Annotated in this window: 15 protein-coding genes; 8 read left to right on the top strand and 7 right to left on the bottom strand. The window is 60.2% G+C overall.

All coding sequences use genetic code 11. The annotated features are described in order from the left end of the window. Positions 1-65: 65 nt before the first annotated feature. Positions 66-2,819, bottom strand: coding sequence for a response regulator (locus AC1RP7_RS11245; protein WP_493181139.1), 2,754 nt, complete (start codon positions 2,817-2,819; stop codon positions 66-68). A 215-nt stretch (positions 2,820-3,034) separates the two neighbouring features. On the opposite strand from AC1RP7_RS11245, the gene AC1RP7_RS11250 reads away from it, so the two are divergent. From AC1RP7_RS11250 to AC1RP7_RS11285, 8 genes are all read left to right on the top strand, one after another. Continuing rightward, complete coding sequence (locus AC1RP7_RS11250) at positions 3,035-3,754, top strand: response regulator transcription factor (protein WP_090457285.1); 720 nt, start codon at positions 3,035-3,037, stop codon at positions 3,752-3,754. Then, positions 3,744-5,165, top strand: a complete 1,422-nt coding sequence (locus AC1RP7_RS11255; RefSeq protein ID WP_493181137.1) for a histidine kinase sensor domain-containing protein — start codon at positions 3,744-3,746, stop codon at positions 5,163-5,165. Before AC1RP7_RS11250 ends, AC1RP7_RS11255 begins: the two co-directional genes overlap by 11 nt. 172 nt (positions 5,166-5,337) lie before the next feature. Further along, on the top strand, positions 5,338-6,240 hold the full coding sequence (gene cysM / locus AC1RP7_RS11260) for a cysteine synthase CysM (protein WP_057713655.1): 903 nt from the start codon (positions 5,338-5,340) through the stop codon (positions 6,238-6,240). After that, complete coding sequence (gene rlmD / locus AC1RP7_RS11265; RefSeq protein ID WP_057713656.1) at positions 6,240-7,592, top strand: 23S rRNA (uracil(1939)-C(5))-methyltransferase RlmD; 1,353 nt, start codon at positions 6,240-6,242, stop codon at positions 7,590-7,592. Before cysM ends, rlmD begins: the two co-directional genes overlap by 1 nt. Positions 7,593-7,714: 122 nt before the next feature. After that, positions 7,715-9,958 carry a GTP diphosphokinase gene (relA, locus tag AC1RP7_RS11270; RefSeq protein WP_090457279.1) on the top strand — a complete coding sequence of 748 codons (2,244 nt, stop codon included), beginning with the start codon at positions 7,715-7,717 and terminating at the stop codon, positions 9,956-9,958. Positions 9,959-10,095: 137 nt separating this feature from the next. Next, positions 10,096-10,929 (top strand): nucleoside triphosphate pyrophosphohydrolase, encoded by an 834-nt coding sequence (gene mazG, locus AC1RP7_RS11275; protein ID WP_102669940.1) that lies wholly within the window; start codon positions 10,096-10,098, stop codon positions 10,927-10,929. A gap of 28 nt (positions 10,930-10,957) precedes the next feature. Next, complete coding sequence (locus AC1RP7_RS11280; protein ID WP_057713659.1) at positions 10,958-11,500, top strand: DUF2058 domain-containing protein; 543 nt, start codon at positions 10,958-10,960, stop codon at positions 11,498-11,500. A gap of 158 nt (positions 11,501-11,658) precedes the next feature. After that, positions 11,659-12,606: a hypothetical protein gene (locus AC1RP7_RS11285; RefSeq protein WP_493181136.1), complete on the top strand. Its 948-nt coding sequence runs from the start codon at positions 11,659-11,661 to the stop codon at positions 12,604-12,606. Positions 12,607-12,673: 67 nt separating this feature from the next. Here AC1RP7_RS11285 and AC1RP7_RS11290 read toward each other — a convergent pair whose 3' ends face one another. From AC1RP7_RS11290 to AC1RP7_RS11315, 6 genes are all read right to left on the bottom strand, one after another. Further along, the gene (locus AC1RP7_RS11290; RefSeq protein ID WP_057713661.1) at positions 12,674-12,862 is read right to left on the bottom strand and encodes a hypothetical protein; all 189 of its coding nucleotides are present in this window, start codon (positions 12,860-12,862) and stop codon (positions 12,674-12,676) included. A 400-nt stretch (positions 12,863-13,262) separates the two neighbouring features. After that, positions 13,263-14,483 (bottom strand): beta-ketoacyl-ACP synthase I, encoded by a 1,221-nt coding sequence (fabB, locus tag AC1RP7_RS11295; RefSeq protein WP_007974551.1) that lies wholly within the window; start codon positions 14,481-14,483, stop codon positions 13,263-13,265. A gap of 11 nt (positions 14,484-14,494) precedes the next feature. Further along, entirely contained in the window at positions 14,495-15,010 is a 516-nt protein-coding gene (fabA, locus tag AC1RP7_RS11300; protein ID WP_003227150.1) for a 3-hydroxyacyl-[acyl-carrier-protein] dehydratase FabA, read from the bottom strand. Positions 15,011-15,257: 247 nt separating this feature from the next. After that, positions 15,258-17,159: an ATP-binding protein gene (locus tag AC1RP7_RS11305; protein ID WP_493181135.1), complete on the bottom strand. Its 1,902-nt coding sequence runs from the start codon at positions 17,157-17,159 to the stop codon at positions 15,258-15,260. Next, positions 17,156-18,088, bottom strand: a complete 933-nt coding sequence (locus AC1RP7_RS11310) for an ABC transporter substrate-binding protein (RefSeq protein ID WP_493181134.1) — start codon at positions 18,086-18,088, stop codon at positions 17,156-17,158. The genes AC1RP7_RS11305 and AC1RP7_RS11310 overlap by 4 nt, the downstream gene beginning before the upstream one ends. Position 18,089: 1 nt before the next feature. Further along, a complete protein-coding gene (locus AC1RP7_RS11315) occupies positions 18,090-20,213 on the bottom strand; it encodes a TonB-dependent receptor plug domain-containing protein (protein ID WP_492624025.1) in 2,124 nt (707 codons plus the stop codon). Positions 20,214-20,273 lie beyond the last annotated feature (60 nt).

Consider the following 20,273-nt stretch of genomic DNA (forward strand, 5'->3'; position numbering starts at 1 on the left):
TGAGCAAGCCGGCATTCGACAGTCCTCAGGTTAACTCGCCGGCAGCCCTTCGCGATTGCGCTGCATCAAGCATTGATGCGCGCCTGGGCTGCCAGGCGATTGATTGCCCGGTCGAGCTCATCCAGTGCCAGGCTGGCTTTCGGGTCCTGCTGCTTGAGCAGGGTTTCGCTACGTTGGCAGGCCGCACGCAATTGCGGTACGCCGCAGTAACGCGTCGCGCCATGCAGGCGATGGACCCGTTCGACCAGAGCGTTGTGTTCATTGCTTTGCCGAGCCAGTCGGATGGCTTCGCGGTCAGCCTCCAGTGACGCCAGCAGCATCGCCAGCATGTCCGCGGCCAGATCGGCCTTGCCGGCAGCCAGGCGCAATCCTTCCTCGTGGTCGAGCACCAACAGGTCATGGGTGCCAGCATGCCCATCGCCGGAGCGCTCCGGGCTGTGATTGCGCAGCGCCAGGCCGCTCCACTTCAGCACCACTTGCGCCAATTGCCGTTCGCTGATCGGTTTGGTCAGGTAGTCGTCCATGCCGCTTTGCAGCAGCGCGCGTTTTTCGTTGGCCATGGCGTGGGCAGTGAGGGCCACGATCGGGAGCGGCGTGCAATGGCGTTCGCTTTCCCACTGGCGGATCGCCTCGGTGCTCTGGCGACCGTCCATGCCGGGCATCTGCACGTCCATCAACACCAGATCGAATGTCTCGTTCTGCACCGCCTTGACGGCGGCATAACCGCTTTCCACCGCAAGTACCTTGGCGCCCATGTCTTCGAGCAGGGTTTGCACCAGCATCAGGTTGGCCGGATTGTCGTCGACGCAAAGCACCTTCGGGGCACGGCTGGATACCGGTTCGCCCGGCTCGCTGCGCATAGACCGCGGGTTGACCAGGTCAGACAGGGAGCGTCGCAGCTTGCGGGTGCAGGCCGGTTTAGCCTGGAGCTGGCTGTGGGGGTTGGGCACGGAAAGATGGAACAGCGTCAGTTCCGTGGTCGGGCACAGCACCAGCACTTTGCAGCCAAGATGCTCGAGGTCCCAGATGTGCTGGTTGAGGCGTTCCGGCGGCATGTCGTTACTGGTGATGCCGAGCACGGCGAGGTCGATCGCCTGGTCGGTCTGGTGGGCGGCGGTGACGCCATTGGTCAGGCTTTCCAGGGTATTGAACGGTGTGGTGGTGAGGCCGCAGTCTTCCAGTTGATGCTGCAACGCCTGCCGTGCCAGTTCGTGGTTTTCCAGTACCGCCACCCGTCGCCCGAGCAAGGGGGCCGAGGGCAGGTCTTCGGCATCGTCGCGGGTTTTTGGCAGGCTCAGGCTGATCCAGAATTCAGACCCTTCCCCCGGCGTGCTGTCGACGCCGATCTCACCGCCCATCTGTTCGATCAGGCGCTTGGAAATCACCAGGCCCAGGCCAGTACCGCCCGGTTGCCGCGACAGCGAGTTGTCGGCCTGGCTGAAGGCCTGGAACAGGGCGCGTACGTCCTGGTTCGACAGACCGATGCCGGTGTCCTGAATGCTGATGCGCAACTGCACGGTGTCTTCGTGTTCTTCTTCGAGCATGGCGCGGGCGACGATGGTGCCTTCGCGGGTGAACTTGATCGCGTTGCTCACCAGGTTCGTCAGGATCTGCTTGAGCCGCAGTGGGTCGCCCACCAGCGATAGCGGCGTGTCCCGGTACACCAGGCTCACCAGTTCCAGCTGCTTGGCGTGGGCAGCCGGGGCGAGGATGGTCAGGGTGTCCTGTAGCAGGTCGCGCAGGTTGAACGGAATATGGTCGAGCACCAGCTTGCCGGCCTCGATTTTCGAAAAGTCGAGAATCTCGTTGATGATGCCCAGCAGGCTGTCGGCGGATTTTTCGATGGTGTCCAGGTAGTCGAGCTGGCGCGGGGTGAGCTCGCTTTTTTGCAGCAGGTGGGTGAAGCCGAGAATGCCGTTGAGCGGCGTGCGGATTTCATGGCTCATGTTGGCCAGGAATTCGGACTTGATCCGGCTTGCTTCCAGGGCTTCCTTGCGCGCCAGGTCCAGTTCGATGTTCTGGATCTCGATGGTTTCCAGATTCTGGCGCACGTCTTCGGTGGCCTGGTCGATGCTGTGCTGCAATTCTTCCTGCGCATTTTGCAGGGTGCCGGCCATGCGGTTGATGCCGGAGGCCAACTCGTCCAGTTCCTGACTGCCGAGCGGCGGCAGGCGGGTTTCCAGATGACCGTCCTTGAGTTGAGCCACGGCTTGCTTGATCTGGCTCAATGGCCGATTGATCGTGCGACCCATGCGCAAGGCCAGCAGTGCCGCACCTATGAGCCCCGCCGCGATCAACATCAGGCTGGCGAACAGGCTGCGGTAACCGCGCAACAGCATGCTGTTATGGGACAGTTCAAGCTCGACCCAGCCCAGCAGGCGGTCGGCTTCTTCGGGAATCACGTCCCCAGCCAGGTTGCGGTGTTTGCCGAATACCGGCAGCAGATAGCGGGTTGCATCGTTGCCACTGCGGCGCAGCATCTGCGTGCCACTGCCGGAGGGTGTCTGGTTGAGCATGGTCGGGCCGGCGTGGGCCAGCAGCGTGCGGTCAGGAGCCAGGAAGGTCACGGCCCGCACATCGGTTTGTTCCAGGGCCTGGGTGGCGATGCGTTCGAGCAGTTCGTTGTCCTGATGGCCCATGGCTGGCGCCGTCAGTGGAGCCAACTGCTCGGCGATCATTTCGCCGCGCTGCATGAGTTGGGTTTGCAGGTCAGCCTGTTGCATCCAGGTAAAGTATCCCCCCAGCACCAACGCCATCAGGCTGGTTGGCAACAGGGTCAGCAACAGCACGCGGCCTTTGATTCCCAGTTTCTTGAGCACGCATCTCTCCTGCATCCCGCTATTTATAGGCCTGCACATGCATCCGCCATGCACCACCTGCGCAGTGTAGCGATTTGCTCGCGGGCAATCTTCGTAAAAATGGTGCCGTCATTCGTCGGTCCGGACGACTCATTGGCAATTGGGACAAACGGTGGGTTGCCCCTGGCGAGGCAATCTTGAATAATCGCTCAACTGAGAATTATTTGCAGATAGTCATGACTCCCATCACTGCCGGCCTTCCCCGAATCCTGTCCATCGAAGACGACCTTGTGCTCGGAGCCTACGTGCATGAGCATCTGGACCGCAGCGGCTTCCAGGTGACCTGGTGCCAGAACGGTCAGGAAGGCCTGGACATTGCCCGCCGGCAACCATTCGACGTGGTGTTGATGGATATTCTGCTGCCCGGCATGGACGGCCTGGCGGTACTGACCCAATTGCGCCAGAGCCATTCCACTCCGGTGTTGCTGATGTCTGCCCTCGGTGCCGAGGCCGATCGCATCAGCGGCTTTCGCCTGGGGGCTGATGATTACCTGCCAAAGCCCTTCAGCATGGTGGAGTTGCGGGTGCGCATCGAAGCCATTCTGCGGCGGGTGGCACTCGACCGCCGACCGGCACCCGCAGTGCCGGCCCCGTCGATGGACAGCCTGCGTTTCGACGATGAAAGCTTCGAGGTCTTTTATGGCGAACAGGCCGGTGGCCTGACCCGCAGCGAGTATCGGTTGCTGGAGACGCTGCACCGCAGCGCCGACGAAGTACTGAGCAAAGCCTTTCTTTATCAACAGGTGCTGCAGCGCGGTTACGCGGCCCATGACCGCAGCCTGGACATGCACATCAGCCAGATCCGCCGCAAGCTCAAGGCCATTGGATATACCGAGCGCGAAGTGCGTACGGTTTGGGGCAAGGGCTACATCCTGAGCGCCGCCGATGACATGTAACTTGCCGGGCAGGCATTCGCTGTTCTGGAAACTGGCCTGTCTATTGGTCGCTTTCTGTCTGCTGATGATCTGGCTGAGTTGGTCCTGGGGCCGTTACATGGAGCAGCGTAACCAGTTCCTCTCCGATGAGGCCCGCGGCACCCTGTCCGGTTATGCCGCCGAAGCCGAGCAGGCCTGGCAGCAAAGCCAGAGCGCCGGTGTCGATGACTGGCTGCAAGGCATGCATCAGCGGGAAAAAGGTTGGGTCGGTGTCATCGGCGGTGATTTGCAGTCCTTGAGCAACCAATCGCTGACGGACAAGGAAGTCGAACGCCTGACTTTTTTGCGCGGCCTCGATTGGCCCATCCACAAGAAAGGCCGGCCGTGGATGCGAATACCCTTTCCCGGTGACCCCTCCGTCGGCAGCCTGGTGATCGAGTTGCCCAAGCGCTTCGTACCCGGGCGATACCGGGTGTTCTGGCGGGTGATCACCAACGGCGTGATTCCGGGATTGTTCACCTTGCTGTTGTGCGTCGGGCTGTATCGTTTGTTGGTGGTGCCGCTCAACAGTCTGCGTGAACAGGCCAATGCCTGGCGTGCCGACCAACTGAATGTGCGCCTGTCGAGCCGCACTACCAATCGTTCCGATGAATTGGGTGAGTTGGGCAGGGCGTTCGATCACATGTCCGAGCGCCTGCAAAGCACTGTGGCCTTGCAGCAGCAACTGCTGCGCGACTTGTCCCACGAATTGCGCACGCCCTTGAGCCGCCTGCGGGTGGCCAGTGAAAGCGAGCAGGGGCTGGAGCCATTGCGCGAACGCATCGGCCGTGAAGTCGATGGCATGCAGCGGCTGGTGGAAGACACGCTGCAACTGGCGTGGCTCGATACCGAGCGCACCCGTTTGCCTGACGAAGCGATCCAGATCCAGGCCCTGTGGGAAATGCTCACGGAGAACGCCTGCTATGAAAGTGGTTGGCCCGATACGCAGTTGCAATGCACCGTAGATTCATCCTGCTGGGTTCGCGGTCATCTCAACACCCTGGCCCAGGCATTGGAAAACATTCTGCGCAATGCGATACGGCATTCACCTGATGGTGGGGTTGTCCTGCTCGGCGGCCAGCGTGATGGAGATTTCTGGCATCTATGGCTGGAGGATCAGGGCGGCGGCGTGGCGGAAGCTGATCTGGAGCGGATCTTCCTGCCGTTCACCCGACTCGACGGTTCGCGGCCGGGGGATGGTGGGTTTGGCCTGGGCTTGAGCATCGCCCGAAACGCGGTGCAGCGTCAGGGCGGACAGTTGTGGGCACAGAACACCGGAACCGGGTTGCGCCTGAACATGCGGTTGTTGGCGGATGTTGATAGCGCCAGTGCCGACGCCATCGCGGGCAATCCCGCTCCCACACTGACCGTGCTTGAACCGCGAAACCTGTGATCACCCCGGCACCCTGTGGGAGCGAGCGAGCTTGCTCGCGATTAGGCCCTCCTGTTCACCGCAACATATCTGCTTATTCCCATAAGCCATAAGCACCGCACTTTGCGTGATATGGCCTGGGAACGTTTGCCGGTATGATAGTCGCCCCCGCAGTCTGGATTGCGAATACGCCATGACCTTGCAGTACCCAACCATCGCCGATTGCGTCGGCAACACTCCGCTGGTCCGTTTGCAGCGCCTGCCCGGCGCCACCAGCAATACCCTTTTGCTCAAGCTCGAAGGGAACAACCCGGCGGGTTCGGTCAAGGACCGTCCGGCGCTGTCGATGATCACCCGCGCCGAGCTGCGCGGGCAGATCCACGCCGGCGATACGCTGATCGAGGCGACCTCGGGCAACACCGGGATCGCCTTGGCCATGGCCGCTGCGATCAAGGGTTACAAGATGATCCTGATCATGCCCGACAACTCCAGCGCCGAGCGCAAGGCAGCCATGACGGCCTATGGCGCCGAGCTGATTCTGGTCAGCCAGGAGCAGGGCATGGAAGGCGCCCGTGACCTCGCGCAGAAGATGGAAGCCGAAGGCCAGGGCAAGGTACTGGATCAGTTCGCCAACGGTGACAACCCCGAGGCGCACTACACCACCACCGGCCCGGAAATCTGGCGCCAGACCCAGGGCACCATCACCCATTTCGTCAGCTCCATGGGCACCACCGGCACCATCATGGGTGTGTCGCGCTACTTGAAAGAGCAGAACGACAACGTGCAGATCATCGGCCTGCAACCGATGGAAGGCTCGGCGATCCCGGGGATCCGCCGCTGGCCTCAGGAATACCTGCCGAAGATCTACCAGGCTGACCGCGTGGACCGGATCGTCGACATGGCGCAAAGCGAAGCCGAAGACGTGACCCGTCGTCTGGCCCGCGAAGAAGGCATTTTCTGTGGCGTGTCCTCGGGCGGTGCCGTGGCGGCAATGTTGCGCCTGTCCAAAGAAGTTGAAAACGCGGTGATCGTCGCGATCATCTGCGACCGTGGCGACCGTTACTTGTCGACCGGCATTTTCGACGCGCCCAACTGATGGCCAAACATGAAAGAGGCCTGCGCTTCCAGCCCACCGGCGGCAGCAAGGCCCCGCAAGTCCCGACCGGCAAAAAGCAGCGCCTGACCATCGAGCGCCTGGCCAATGACGGTCGCGGTATCGCGTTTTTCGAAGGTCGCACCTGGTTCGTCATCGGCGCATTGGCCGGTGAAGAGATCGAGGCGCGCGTCCTCGGTGCCCATGGCAAAGTGGTCGAGGCGCGCACCGAACGGGTGTTCAAGGCCAGCGAATTACGCCGCCCTGCACCGTGCGCCCATGCCGGCCGCTGTGGCGGTTGCAGCGTGCAGCATCTGCCCCACAACGAACAGCTTGCCCTGAAACAGCGCATGCTCGCCGAGCAGTTGTCGAGAGTCGCGGGCGTCGAACCCGATGAGTGGGCGGCGCCATTGAGCGGTGCGGAGTTCGCTTACCGCCGTCGCGCCCGCGTCGCGGTGCGCTGGGACATGAAGGCAAAAAAACTCGAAGTCGGTTTCCGTGCCGCTGGCAGCCAGGACATCGTGGGCATCGATGACTGCCCGGTGCTGGTACAGCCCTTGCAACCGATCATGGCCCGCTTGCCGGAGATGCTGCGGCGCTTGAGCAAACCCCAGGCACTCGGGCATGTGGAGTTGTTCAGCGGCTCGACGCTGGCGGTTTTACTGCGGCACATGGCGCCGTTGTCCGATGCCGACCTGACGATCCTCAAGGAATTCTGCGCGTTCCATGAAGCCCAGTTGTGGTTGCACGGCGATGGCGAACCGCAACCGGTCGAGGCCGATCAATCGTTGGGCTATCGTCTTGAACAGTGGGACCTGGAGCTGGCGTATCGTCCCGGGGATTTCATTCAGGTCAACGCCGCCGTCAACGAAGCGATGGTCGCCCAGGCACTGGACTGGCTGAAGCCGACAGCGGATGAGCGCGTACTCGACCTGTTCTGTGGCCTGGGCAATTTTGCCTTGCCACTGGCCAAGGCTGCTCGTGAAGTGGTGGCGGTCGAAGGCGTGCAGGTGATGGTCGATCGGGCCGCGGCGAATGCGGCCAGCAATAATCTGCATAACGCGAAGTTTTTTCAGGCCGATTTATCCCAGCCTTTGACGGACGCCGAATGGGCCGCCGAAGGCTTTTGTGCGGTACTCTTGGACCCACCGCGTGACGGTGCTTTCGAGGTTGTGCGCAAGCTCAGGAGCCTGGGCGCCGAACGTTTGGTGTATGTGTCGTGCAACCCTGCAACTCTGGCGCGCGACACGGTCGAATTGATCAAGCAGGGCTACCGGTTAAAACGTGCCGGGATTCTCGATATGTTTCCTCAAACGGCACATGTCGAGGCCATGGCGTTATTTGAAGCGAGCTAGGATGCTCGTCTGGTCCGACTGGCCCGCCCGTGCAGCCGCGCACCCAGCCCGACGTGGGCGCACCGGCAACGAAGGTCAGCGATTTGACGCATTGAATCTGCGTCGTAGGGAAGGTAAGCAAGATGGTACAGGTGAGAGCACACCAGCCGATCAACACCGACGGCAGTATCAATCTCGAGGCTTGGCTCGATCATGCGGTCAGTGTCGATCTGGCACTGGATCGCGAAGCCTTGAAAGAAGCCTGCGAGTACGCTCGCGAGGCCGAACAACAAGCCAATGCGGCACAGAATCTGTGGTCGGAAGGTAACTCGACTTTCCGTACAGGGCTTGAGATCGCCGAGATCCTCGCCGATCTCAAACTCGACCAGGACTCTTTGGTCGCCGCGATCTTGTATCGAGGCGTGCGCGAAGGCCAGATCAAGTTGCCGGCCGTCAGCCAGCGCTTCGGTCCGGTGGTGTCCAAGCTCATCGACGGCGTGCAGCGCATGGCCGCGATCAGCGACAGCCTGAGTCCGCGAAAATCCCTGGTGCTGGGCACCCAGGGCCAGGTGGAAAACCTGCGCAAGATGCTGGTGGCCATGGTTGACGACGTTCGCGTCGCCCTGATCAAACTGGCCGAACGCACGTGCGCGATCCGTGCGGTGAAAACCGCCGACGACGAAAAGCGCAACCGTGTGGCCCGTGAAGTCTTCGACATCTACGCGCCATTGGCCCATCGCCTGGGTATCGGTCATATCAAGTGGGAACTGGAAGACTTGTCCTTCCGTTACCTGGAACCGGACCAGTACAAGCAGATCGCCAAGCTGCTCCATGAGCGGCGACTGGATCGCGAACGCTTCATCAGCGACGTGATGAGCCAGCTGAAAAACGAACTGCAGGCTACCGGTGTCGATGCCGACATCAGCGGCCGCGCCAAACACATCTATTCGATCTGGCGCAAAATGCAGCGCAAGGGTCTGGAGTTCAGCCAGATCTACGACGTGCGTGCCGTGCGCGTGCTGGTGCCGGAAATGCGCGACTGCTACACCGCGCTCGGCATCGTCCACACTCTGTGGCGGCATATCCCGAAAGAGTTCGACGACTACATCGCCAATCCCAAGGAAAACGGCTATCGCTCGCTGCACACGGCGGTGATCGGGCCCGAGGGCAAGGTGCTGGAAGTGCAGATCCGCACCCACGCCATGCACGAAGAGGCCGAGCTGGGGGTTTGCGCACACTGGAAGTACAAAGGCACCGACGTCAAATCCGGTTCCAATCACTACGAAGAGAAAATTTCCTGGCTACGCCAGGTGCTCGAATGGCACGAAGAACTGGGCGACATCGGTGGCCTGGCGGAGCAACTGCGGGTCGACATCGAGCCGGACCGGGTCTACATCTTCACCCCGGACGGTCACGCCATCGACTTGCCGAAGGGCGCGACCCCGCTGGACTTCGCCTACCGCGTACACACCGAGATCGGTCACAACTGCCGTGGCGCCAAGATCAACGGGCGCATCGTACCGCTCAACTACAGCCTGCAAACCGGTGAACAGGTCGAGATCATCACCAGCAAGCACGGCACCCCGAGCCGTGACTGGCTGAACCCGAACCTGGGTTATGTCACTACGTCGCGGGCACGGGCGAAGATCGTTCACTGGTTCAAGTTGCAGGCTCGCGACCAGAACGTCGCGGCCGGTAAAACCTTGCTCGAGCGCGAACTCAATCGCCTCGGCCTGCCAGCGGTGGATTTCGACAAGCTGGCCGACAAGGCCAACATGAAAACCGCCGAAGACCTGTTCGCCGCCCTCGGCGCCGGGGATTTGCGCCTGGCGCAACTGGTAAACCTCGCGCAGCAACTGGTCGAGCCGGAGCGTGGCAACGAACAGCTTGAACTCATACCACGCAAGGCCACCGGCTACAAACCGGGCAAGCGCGGCGACATCCAGATCCAGGGCGTCGGCAACCTGATGACCCAGATGGCCGGCTGCTGCCAGCCATTGCCGGGTGATGCCATCGTCGGTTACATCACCCAGGGCCGCGGCGTGAGCATTCACCGCCAGGACTGCGCCTCGGTGCTGCAACTGAGTGGGCGGGAGCCGGAGCGGATCATCCAGGTCAGCTGGGGCCCGGTACCGGTACTCACCTATCCGGTGGACATCATCATCCGCGCCTACGACCGTTCCGGGTTGCTGCGTGACGTCTCGCAGGTTTTGCTCAATGAGCGGATCAACGTGCTGGCGGTCAACACCCGTTCGAACAAGGAGGACAACACCGCGCTGATGTCCCTGACCATCGAGATTCCGGGGCTGGATGCATTGGGGCGGTTGCTGGGGCGGATTTCCCAGTTGCCGAATATCATCGAAACCCGGCGTAACCGTACACCTTGATGCATGTTCAGCGCCGATCCACTGTGGGAGCGAGCTTGCTCGCGATGACGGTTCAACATTCAACACAGGTGTTGTCTGACTGTCCGCTATCGCGAGCAAGCTCGCTCCCACAAGGGACTTTGCAGTGAGAGAGATTGATGTATTCACTTGAAGACCTGCTGCACCTCATGAACCGCCTGCGCGACCCGCAGTACGGTTGCCCGTGGGACATCAAGCAAACTTACGCCACCATCGTCCCCCACACTCTGGAAGAAGCCTACGAAGTCGCCGACGCCATTGAGCGCGGTGACTTCGATCACTTGCAGGGGGAGCTCGGCGACTTGTTGTTCCAGGTGGTGTATTACAGCCAGTTGGCTCGGGAAGAAGGGCGCTTCGAGTTTGAAGGTGTGGTCGACAGCATCACCCGCAAGCTGATCCGTCGTCACCCCCATGTGTTTCCTACGGGCGACCTCTATGCACCGCTGGATGTCCCGCGCCTCAGCGAAGAGCAGGTCAAGCAGCGCTGGGAAGAGATCAAGGCCGAGGAGCGCGCAGAGAAGTCCTGCGCGCCCGAGCAGCTGTCATTGCTCGATGACGTCCCCGCCGCATTGCCGGCGTTGTCACGTTCGGCAAAATTGCAAAAGCGCGCGGGGCAGGTCGGGTTCGACTGGCCGGACGCCTTGCCGGTGCTCGACAAGGTGCGTGAAGAGCTTGATGAAGTCCTCGAAGCCATGTCGGAAAATGATCCCGAGGCCGTGGCCGAAGAGATCGGTGACCTGCTGTTTTCCGTGGTGAATCTGGCGCGGCATCTCAAGGTTGATCCGGAAACCGCATTGCGGGGTGCCAACGGCAAGTTTGAAAGACGCTTTCGTTTTATCGAACAGGCATTGCGCGACACCCGCCGTCCCATGGAAGATTGCACCCTCGAAGAGTTGGACGCCTTGTGGGGCGAAGCCAAACGTCAGGAAAAGAATTTGCCCAGCTGCGGTTGAGCAGTGGCCTAAGTGAGTAATAAGCACCATGAGCATTTCCCTTCGCGACCAGTTGCTCAAAGCAGGGCTGGTCAACCAGAAGCAGGCCAAGCAGGTCAGCAAAGACAAGCAGAAACAGCAACGCCTGGCCCACAAAGGCCAGATCGAGCTGGATGACTCCCAGCAGCGCGCGGCACAGGAAGCCATGGCCGAGAAGGTCAAGCGTGACCAGGAGCTCAACCGCCAGCAGCAGGAAAAGGCTGAGGCCAAGGCCCGTGCCGCGCAGGTCAAGCAATTGATCGAAGTCTCGCGCCTGCCGAAATTGACGACCGAGGATTACTACAACTTCGTCGACGACAAAAAGGTCAAGCGCATCTGCGTCAACACGCTGATGCGTAACAAGCTCAGCAGCGGTTCGCTGGCTATCGTGCATCACGCTGGCGGCTACGAAGTGATTCCGCGCGAGGCGGCATTGAAGATTCAGGAGCGCGACCCGCAACGCATCGTGCAGATGAATGTGCAGACCGAAGAAGTCAGCGTCGAGGACGATCCGTATGCGGCCTACAAGATCCCTGATGATCTGATGTGGTAATCGCTCCTCTTCCATTACATGTTTGTTAGTACATTGCTGGATTAATGAATTGAACCCGAAAGATCGCGTCGATACGATCTCTCGGGTTTTCTTTTGCCCGAAATATTCTCAGGGGAGAGAACTAATGGAATGAAATTAAATGAATAAGGATATTGTCAATGCTGGTAAGTATCGCCTCGTTACGCCAACCTACTTTTAAATCGCAGATTTCACAGCCGCGACAACCCGATCAATCCATTCACGATTATCTGGACGACGAGCTTGTCGCACGAGCGGAACTTGTGCGCCGAAAGATCAAGATCGCTGCGAAAGCTGCTCGCGACGATCACGGCAGGCCCGCGTGCGTTTTCGTAACCCTGCCTGAGTTTTTCTGGAACATTCCCTGGCACGAAGTCCGTAATGAACAGGAGCTTCACGAACTGAACTCTGCTTATCTGACGAAGGTGACCGAGTGTGTGACGCTGTTGATAAGTGATCTGCCAGTGCAGCGCTACGGCAAGATCGTTTTATTGGCGGGAAGTTGTGCGACGCTGATCAAGGTGGGAGAGGGGGAGTCGAGCTATTACGATGTCATTAATTATGTGCTCACAATTTCCAATAAGGAATACGAGGTCGACATGCCGCTGATGTCGATGTGGCCGAAGCGTTATGTGTCAGGAATCGATTTTGGAAGACATGTAGGCTCGGAAGACGGGTACTGGTTTTTCAAGTTGTTCGATGAGGTTGTGGTACGGGTAAAGAAGGTCGGTAGTGTACAGGCCGAGCACAGTTACTTTGGTGGCTACGAAGGAATATTTATTAATAGTCTTGTAGTGGGTTGCCCATTCGGTATCAATTTGTGCCTCGATTATGCGGTGTTGAAAGACGGTGAACGGGACAAGGAGGTTGAACTGGCGGGGGCCAAAATCGATTTCCTGATCGCCTGTGGCATGGACTTCGATGACGGCAAGCGTCATCTATCTTCGCTTCAGTTTGCCGTCCGCAATGACGGCATGGGCGATGGTGAGTGCGAGGTGGTGAAACTTGAGGCGGGCTGGATCGTCGGTGTTGTTCCTTCGGTGGTGATCGACGACTCCCTTCATTTAGCGGCCGTTCAGATTGCCTGAGCCGCGTGCTCCGGTTGCAGTCTGCCCGTGCGGGAAGGGGCAGGCTGCACGGTGGTGGAGTCTGTCTTCAACCGGTTGCGAGCTCGCGGTTGCGCTCGAGCATTTCCAGTTCGGCCCTGTAGTTTTGCGCGTCGATCTCGGAGTGGAACATCCCGACCAGCAGGTCTTGTTGATGCACGTCCCAGATCCGGATACCGGCGGCTACACCCTCGTGGGATTTATGTGAATCGTCGCGTTCAGTTACTTTTACAGTCATCTGCTAGCTCCAATCTCTGTTATCTGCAGCAAGGCGTGTGCAGGGCTCTGTTATATGTTTTGTTAGCTTGCTAAGTAAATAACTGAGTTTGGTAACGGTTTTTTGCAAAAATGGAAACAGTCCTGCAGCCCGCGGAATCCGCGACATTCAGTCGCATGGCGTTAAGTTTCATGACAAACGTTTCATGTTGAAGGCACTACAAATCCAGTGTCGAGCACTGAAACTGTGGGAGCGAGCTTGCTCGCGATGGCGGTGGGTCAGACAGCAATGATGTCGATTGACACTCCCTCATCGCGAGCAAGCTCACTCCCACAATGGTTGTGGTGTCGAATTCTTTGAGGCCAAAAAAAACGCCCCGAACCAGTCGGGGCGTTTTCATGTGCGACTCAGCAGAGGGAAATTACTTACCTTCCCAGCGCTTCAGTACCAAAGTGGCGTTGGTGCCACCGAAACCGAAGCTGTTGCTCATCACGGTGTTGATGGTGGCGTTTTCGCGGGTCTTGGTCAGCACCGGCAGGTCGGCCACTTCAGGGTCCAGCTCGTCGATGTTGGCGGAGCCGGCAATGAAGTTGCCTTCCATCATCAGCATGCAGTAGATCGCTTCGTGAACGCCGGCAGCGCCCAGGGAGTGACCCGACAGGCTCTTGGTGGAGCTGATGGCCGGAGCCTTGTCGCCGAACACTTCACGCACACCTTTCATTTCCGCGACGTCGCCGACCGGGGTCGAAGTGCCGTGGGTGTTCAGGTAGTCGATCGGGGTGTCGACGGTGGACAGCGCCTGCTGCATGCAGCGGATCGCGCCTTCGCCGCTCGGGGCAACCATGTCGTAGCCGTCGGAGGTCGCGCCGTAGCCAACGATTTCCGCGTAGATCTTCGCGCCGCGGGCCAGAGCATGTTCCAGCTCTTCAACCACGACCATGCCGCCACCGCCGGCGATGACGAAACCGTCACGGTCAGCGTCGTAGGCACGGGAAGCTTTTTCCGGGGTGTCGTTGCGCTTGCTGGACAGGGCGCCCATGGCGTCGAACAGGAACGACTGGCTCCAGTGCTCTTCTTCACCGCCGCCGGCGAAGACGATGTCCTGCTTGCCCATCTGGATCTGTTCCATGGCGGTACCGATGCAGTGAGCACTGGTGGCGCAGGCAGAAGCGATGGAGTAGTTCAGGCCCTTGATCTTGAACGGAGTGGCCAGGCAAGCGGAAACGGTACTGCTCATGGTCCGCGTTACGCGGTATGGGCCGACGCGCTTGACGCCTTTCTCGCGCAGGATGTCCAGCGCTTCCATCTGGTTCAAGGTCGATGCGCCACCGGAACCGGCGATCAGGCCGGTACGCGGGTTGGAAACCTGCTCTTCGGTCAGGCCGGAGTCAGTGATGGCGTCTTTCATGGCCAGGTAGGCATAAGCTGCCGCGTGGCCGACGAAGCGATAGATCTTGCGATCGATCAGTTCTTCAAGGTTGAGGTCAATGGAGCCGGAAACCTGGCTACGCAGACCCATTTCGGCATATTCCGGGTTGAACCGGATGCCAGGGCGGCTTGCACGCAGGTTAGCGGAGACGGTCTCTTTGTCATTGCCCAGGCAAGAAACGATGCCCAGACCAGTGATAACGACGCGGCGCATGCGGATAACCCTTAGAAGTTGTCAGTGGAGGTGAACACGCCGACCCGGAGGCCTTCGGCGGTGTAGATTTCGCGACCGTCGACAGTGACCGAACCGTCGGCGATGGCCAGGTTCAGCTTGCCCTTGAGGACGCGCTTGATATGAATGTTATAGGTGACTTTCTTGGCGGTCGGCAGGACCTGGCCGAAGAATTTCACTTCGCCCGAACCCAGCGCACGGCCACGGCCCGGCAGGCCTTGCCAGCCCAGGAAGAAGCCGACCAGTTGCCACATGGCGTCGAGGCCCAGGCAGCCCGGCATCACCGGATCGCCTTCGAAGTGGCAGGCGAAGAACCACAGGTCCGGATTGATATCCAGCTCGGCGACCAATTCACCTTTGCCGTACTTGCCACCTTCTTCGCTGATCAGGGTGATGCGATCAACCATCAGCATGTTCGGGGCGGGCAGTTGCGCGTTACCAGGGCCGAACAGCTCACCGCGACTGCAGCGCAGCAGATCTTCCCGGGTAAAGGCGTTTTGTTTGGTCATGCGAGCTCCTCAATAGTCCCATGCGGCAGGTGGGGCAAATCTTCCCGACCGATCGAAGCGTTCATGCCTCGAACCGGCAGCCTACTCATAGACTATTGCGTTGTGGTGAAAGTCACAGCACCAAGGACATGAATGTACACTTGTGCACTGAAATTATTATTCAAGCCCCTTTTCGGGCCTGTTCGGGTGACTAAGACTGCCGCACTTTCGCCTTTCACGCCAGTCGCAGATGGTCGAAAGGCCTGTACTACTGCACCCAACGCTGAAGAATTTGCTGCAGATCAGTCCGTTTGAACGGCTTGGCCAGGTAATCGTTCATCCCCGCCGACAGGCAGGCTTCGCGGTCGCCCTGCAAGGCGTTGGCGGTCAGGGCGATGATCGGCAGGTCGGTGCAACCGGGTAGCTTGCGTATTTGTCGGGTGGCTTCATAGCCATCGATGATCGGCAAGCGGCAATCCATCAGGATCGCTTCGAAGATCAGGCTCTCGGCGCTGCGTACCGCCTGCGCGCCGTCGGCAGCGACACTGACCTTGAATCCCAGGCTGCGCAACATGGCTTCGATGACGGTCTGGTTGACCGGGTTGTCTTCGACCAACAACACATTGCGTCCTTCGCCGTTGCTGTTGCGCGATTGCGCGCGAGGGGGTAGCAGCGGTTGTGTCTGCTGGTGCAATGCCAGGGGAATTTCCAGGGTGAACACCGAACCGCGGCTTTCCTCACTCTGCGCGCGCAAGGTGCCGCCCATGCGTTCGGCCAGGGTACGGGCAATCGGCAGGCCCAGCCCCGTACCGCCGTAGCGTCTTGAAATAGAACTGTCGGCCTGCTGGAAAGCGCTGAACATCAATTCCAGGCTTTGCGCCGGGATGCCGATCCCGCTGTCGCGCACGGTGCAGGTGAACCACAGCAACTCGTGGTCCAGCGATTGCCACTGCGCCTCGATCGTGACGCGGCCCTGCTCGGTGAACTTCAGCGCATTGCCGACCAGGTTGACCAGTATCTGACGGATACGCGTCGGGTCGCCCTTGACCTGCAAACCGCGCATGTCGTCGGGGATCATCAGTTGCAGGTCCAGGCCGCGTTGCGCGGCGCTGTGCTGGAACGACTGGGCGCAACTGCCGATCAGGTCGGTGAGGTTGAATGCAATGTGCTCCAGTTCCAGCTCTGAACGTTCGATCCGCGAGAAATCCAGGATGTCGTTGATGACCTTGAGCAAGTGCTCGGTGGATTCGGAGGCCAGCGCCGCGTACTCCACCTGCTCCTCGGTCATGTCGGTGGTTTCCAGTAACTGCAGCATGCCCAGTACGCCATTCATCGGCGTGCGCAGTTCATGGCTCATCATCGCGAGGAAATCGGATTTGGCGTTGTTGGCCTTTTCCGCTTCTTCGCGGGTCTGGATCAACTGCGCCATGGCCTGATGCTGTTCGCGGCTGGCCTGCTCGAGACCGATGGCGAGGTTGTTGATGTGTTGCGACAGCGCCCCCAGCTCGGTGTCGTCGACAATGGGCAGCGGTGTGTTGTAATCGCCGTCCTGGATCGCCTTGACCGCATTGCCGATATCACGGATCGGTTTCGACAGGCTGCCCGCCAGGCGGCGGGCCACGATGAAGGTAAACAGCAGGGCAAACAGCGCCAGGATGGCGGCCTTGAGCACGATTTCCTGTTGGCGCCGGCTGAAGGCATCGTTGGACAGCCCGACGATCACCCGACCGAGGTAGTCCTCGGTGGGGGCGGCAGTGGCGGTTTTGCTGCTCTGGAAAAAATCATTGTGCAACGCGATACGCTGGAGCCGTATCGGTGCCTGGAACACTTCGAGCTGTTGCGCGCGATTGTGGTGTTCGCTCGGTTGTTCGACGTACACCAGAACCCGGTTTGCACTGTCCTGGATTTCCAGAAAACTCACGTTGGGCGTGGCCAGCGTTGCCTTGAGCAAGGTTTCGAGCACTTCGATGTTGCCCGAAATCACGCCGTACTCGGTGGCCGGGGCCAGTTGATTGGCGATCAACTGGCCGGTGTGGGAGATTTCCTGACGCAGATCCTGGATGCGCACGAACGTGAAGAAACTGATCAGCAACAAGGTCAGCAGCAGTGCAGGGCCGAGGCTGATCAGTTGGGTGCGAGTGTTGATGTCCCAGCGACGGCTCAAGCTCATGGACGGCGTTCTCCTTCAGCCAGCAGTGTGGCGACAGACGCTTCGTTTATCTGTTCGATACCCAATGAACGTGCGACTTGCGGGTTGCTCGCGACCTTGAATCGATGGGGATAGTGCGTGCGCGGCCAGGTGGCCGGTGGCTGGTCGAGCAATTCGTCGAGGACTGCCAGCCAGTCGCTCTGATCGCTATAGGTGCTGGCCAGGCTTCCGGCCTTGACGAATCCGGCGTTGGGTCCGATCAGGGCCACTTGCCGCGAATAGCTGCTCAGCAGCAGGTTCTTTGCGGTTTGCGGGTTGTACAGGTCGGCATCGTCAAGTCCCAGCAACACGTCGCTGTTATTTAGCAGTGCCTGTAATGGACGACTGTCGTGAATGTTGTCCCAGCGCTGGGTGACCATCTCAAGACCCAGGGGGAGGGCGGCCTGACGCAGCTCATTCAACAGGAATTCACTGTGGGTGTCGTAGAGCACGCCGATGCGCCTGGCTTGTGGCAACAGGGTGCGGGTCAAGCGCAACTGGCGGTCCAGTGGTGGATCGCTCCATAGCAAGCACAGGCGCGCAGGCAACGTATTGTTCAAGCGTTGCCGGGCTTGCAGGCGGCTGATGCGCAGTACGAGAGTCGCCGGGCCCTGGGCGTTTTGCAGGCGCCAGTCGAGGCTGGGCAGGTCGAGCAGTATCAAGCGGATGTTTTCCGGCAGCTTGTCCGGTATCGGCATTTTGGCCAGCGTCTGGAAGCGTACGTTATCGCGTGGTCGCAACTCGCTCAGGGCCTGGGTAAACGCCCGCACACCGGGGCTGTCTTCGGCCCCCGTGAGCAAAATGTCGGCCGCGTTACTCGCCAGGCTGCCCAGCAGGCCGCTTGTCATCAGGCAAAGTATGGCCAGCAGCCGACCCAGGGGCGGCATTCTGCAGGCCGGGCGATTCGACATCTTAAAGCTCCAGCTCGGCGCTGAAATACATCACCTGGCGCTGGTCATAATTATTGTCGATGAAGGTGGTCGGCTGATTGTCCAGCCGTTGCTGGAGCACCCCGGCCAGTTCCAGGCTGGCCTTGCCCAAGGCGATGCGTTTGGCGATGCGCGCATCGACCCGTTCGAAGCGGTAGCCGTTGAGAGCGTCATCGCCATAATAGAAAAGCGCACTGTTCCAGCCTTGGCCCCAATCGCGCAGCCATCCGGCCGAACCACTGTTACTTGCAGTCTGCCTGGCATCCAGCGGATTGCTGGCATCGGTATCGACGTAGGCATAAGTCAGTCGCAGGCGATCGAGGCTGCCGACACGCCAGTCGAGCTGGGTTTCGACCCCCGAAAAGCGCGCCTTGTTGGCATTGCTGGCAATGTACTGATTGTTGCGCAGCGGCTCACTGATCATGCCGGTGATTTCGTCGTGGAACAGCTTCACGTCGAGCGCCAGCCCCGGTTCGGGAAAATAGCCGTTGTAGCCCAGTTCCCGGGAGCGCATGTGCTCTTGATCAAGGTCGCCGGGGCCGCGGGTCTTGACGAAATAACGGGCGCTGGACTGGCCAAACGCACCGGGCTTGAGGTTGGTGACCTGATAACTCCAGTTGACGTTGTTCTCGAACATGTCCGGTGAGCGGATGGCCTCGGAGTACACCGCACGCAAGCCGTGGCGCGGGTTGATCAGGTAGTTGACTGCCATGCGAGGTGTCAGCGAGCTACCGGTCAACCGGGTGTCCTCGAACATGGCGCCGCCTTGCAGCAGCCAGTGTTCGGTGGCACGCCACTCGAACTGGCCGAACGCTCGCCAGATCCTGTCATCGAGAGTGCCATTGAAGTAGGTCTCGGAATCCGCCCGGTCGTAACGATAGTTCATCCCGCTGACCAGTCGCAGGTTATCGGCAAGGCTCAGGGTGTCCTGCAGTTCGAGGTCGTAGCGCGATTCCCGGGTGCTCTGGTCGATGTCGCCGCAAACGGTCTGGCTCGCGCCGTTGCGCCATTGATCGAGTACCTGGTTGGCCAGCGCCTGCTCGGCGGGCGTGCCGGCCGGCGCACCAGAGCCGATGAAACGCGTGATATTGCGGGCCAGGCGCTCGGTGTAGTTCGGGTTCAACTGCCAGAGTTCGGTCAGCTGCGGGCTGAACGAAACTTCTGCATCGCAGGCGCGCCAGGTTTGCTGGCGATCCCAGTGTTGGGCCGAACCCTGGATGTAAAGGCTGTGGTCGGGATTGACGTCCAGATTCCAGCGTAATGACCCGGCGTAGTCCTTGGCGGTGACGTCGGAGTCGTCGCCGGCGCGGGTAATTCCCGGGAACACCGGCCGGTAGGTATAGGGCCGCTGGTTGGTGCCGTCCTTGGCATTCAATTGCCAATCGAGGCTTTGCCGTTCGTCGAGGCTCTGGCTGACGGTGAGGTTGAAGCGCTCGAGGCGACGGCTGTCATGGTAGTCAGCGCCGGTTCTGTCGGTGTCGAAGCCGTCGTCTTGCTGGCCGGACAGGGACAGGCGCATGTCACCATCCTCCCAGCCCAGGCCCTGGCTGGCGTAAAAGTCGTTGATGCCGCGCTGGCCCCGGGTGACCTTCATTCGCGTGCCGTGACTGTCGGCCGGGCGCCGGGTAATGATGTTGACCACCGCCATCAGGGCGTTGGCGCCGTAGCTGACGGTATTCGGTCCGCGAAAGACTTCGATGTGCTCGATGTCTTCCATGGCCACCGGAATGTCACTCCAGTCCACGGTGGCCAGGCCGGCGCGATACACCGAGCGCCCGTCGATCAGCACTTGCATGCGCCGCGCTTCATTCGCATTGGTGCCATGGTAGTTCACCGTCGCCTGATTGCCGCTGATGTTGCCGACCATCATCCCCGGCACCAGGCGCAGCAGTTCGCTGATGTCACGGGCACCGCTGGCGTGGATCAGGGCACTGTCGATCACTGTCATGCTTCCCGGCACGGCCGCCGGCGACTGCTTCAGGCGCGTGGCGGTGAGTACTTGCGGCAGCGGTTCGTTGTCCAGGAACAAGTCGTCGGCCAGCGCCGGCGAGCTGAAAATCAGCGCCAGTACCAGAGGTGAATGCGGTGAAGGAGAGCCCGGAGACACAACACATCCCTGTCAGTGATTGTTGGCGCGCATGTTAACCGAGCCGAATGACTTTTCCAT

This window comes from Pseudomonas sp. GW822-FHT01E03 (genome assembly GCF_058802985.1).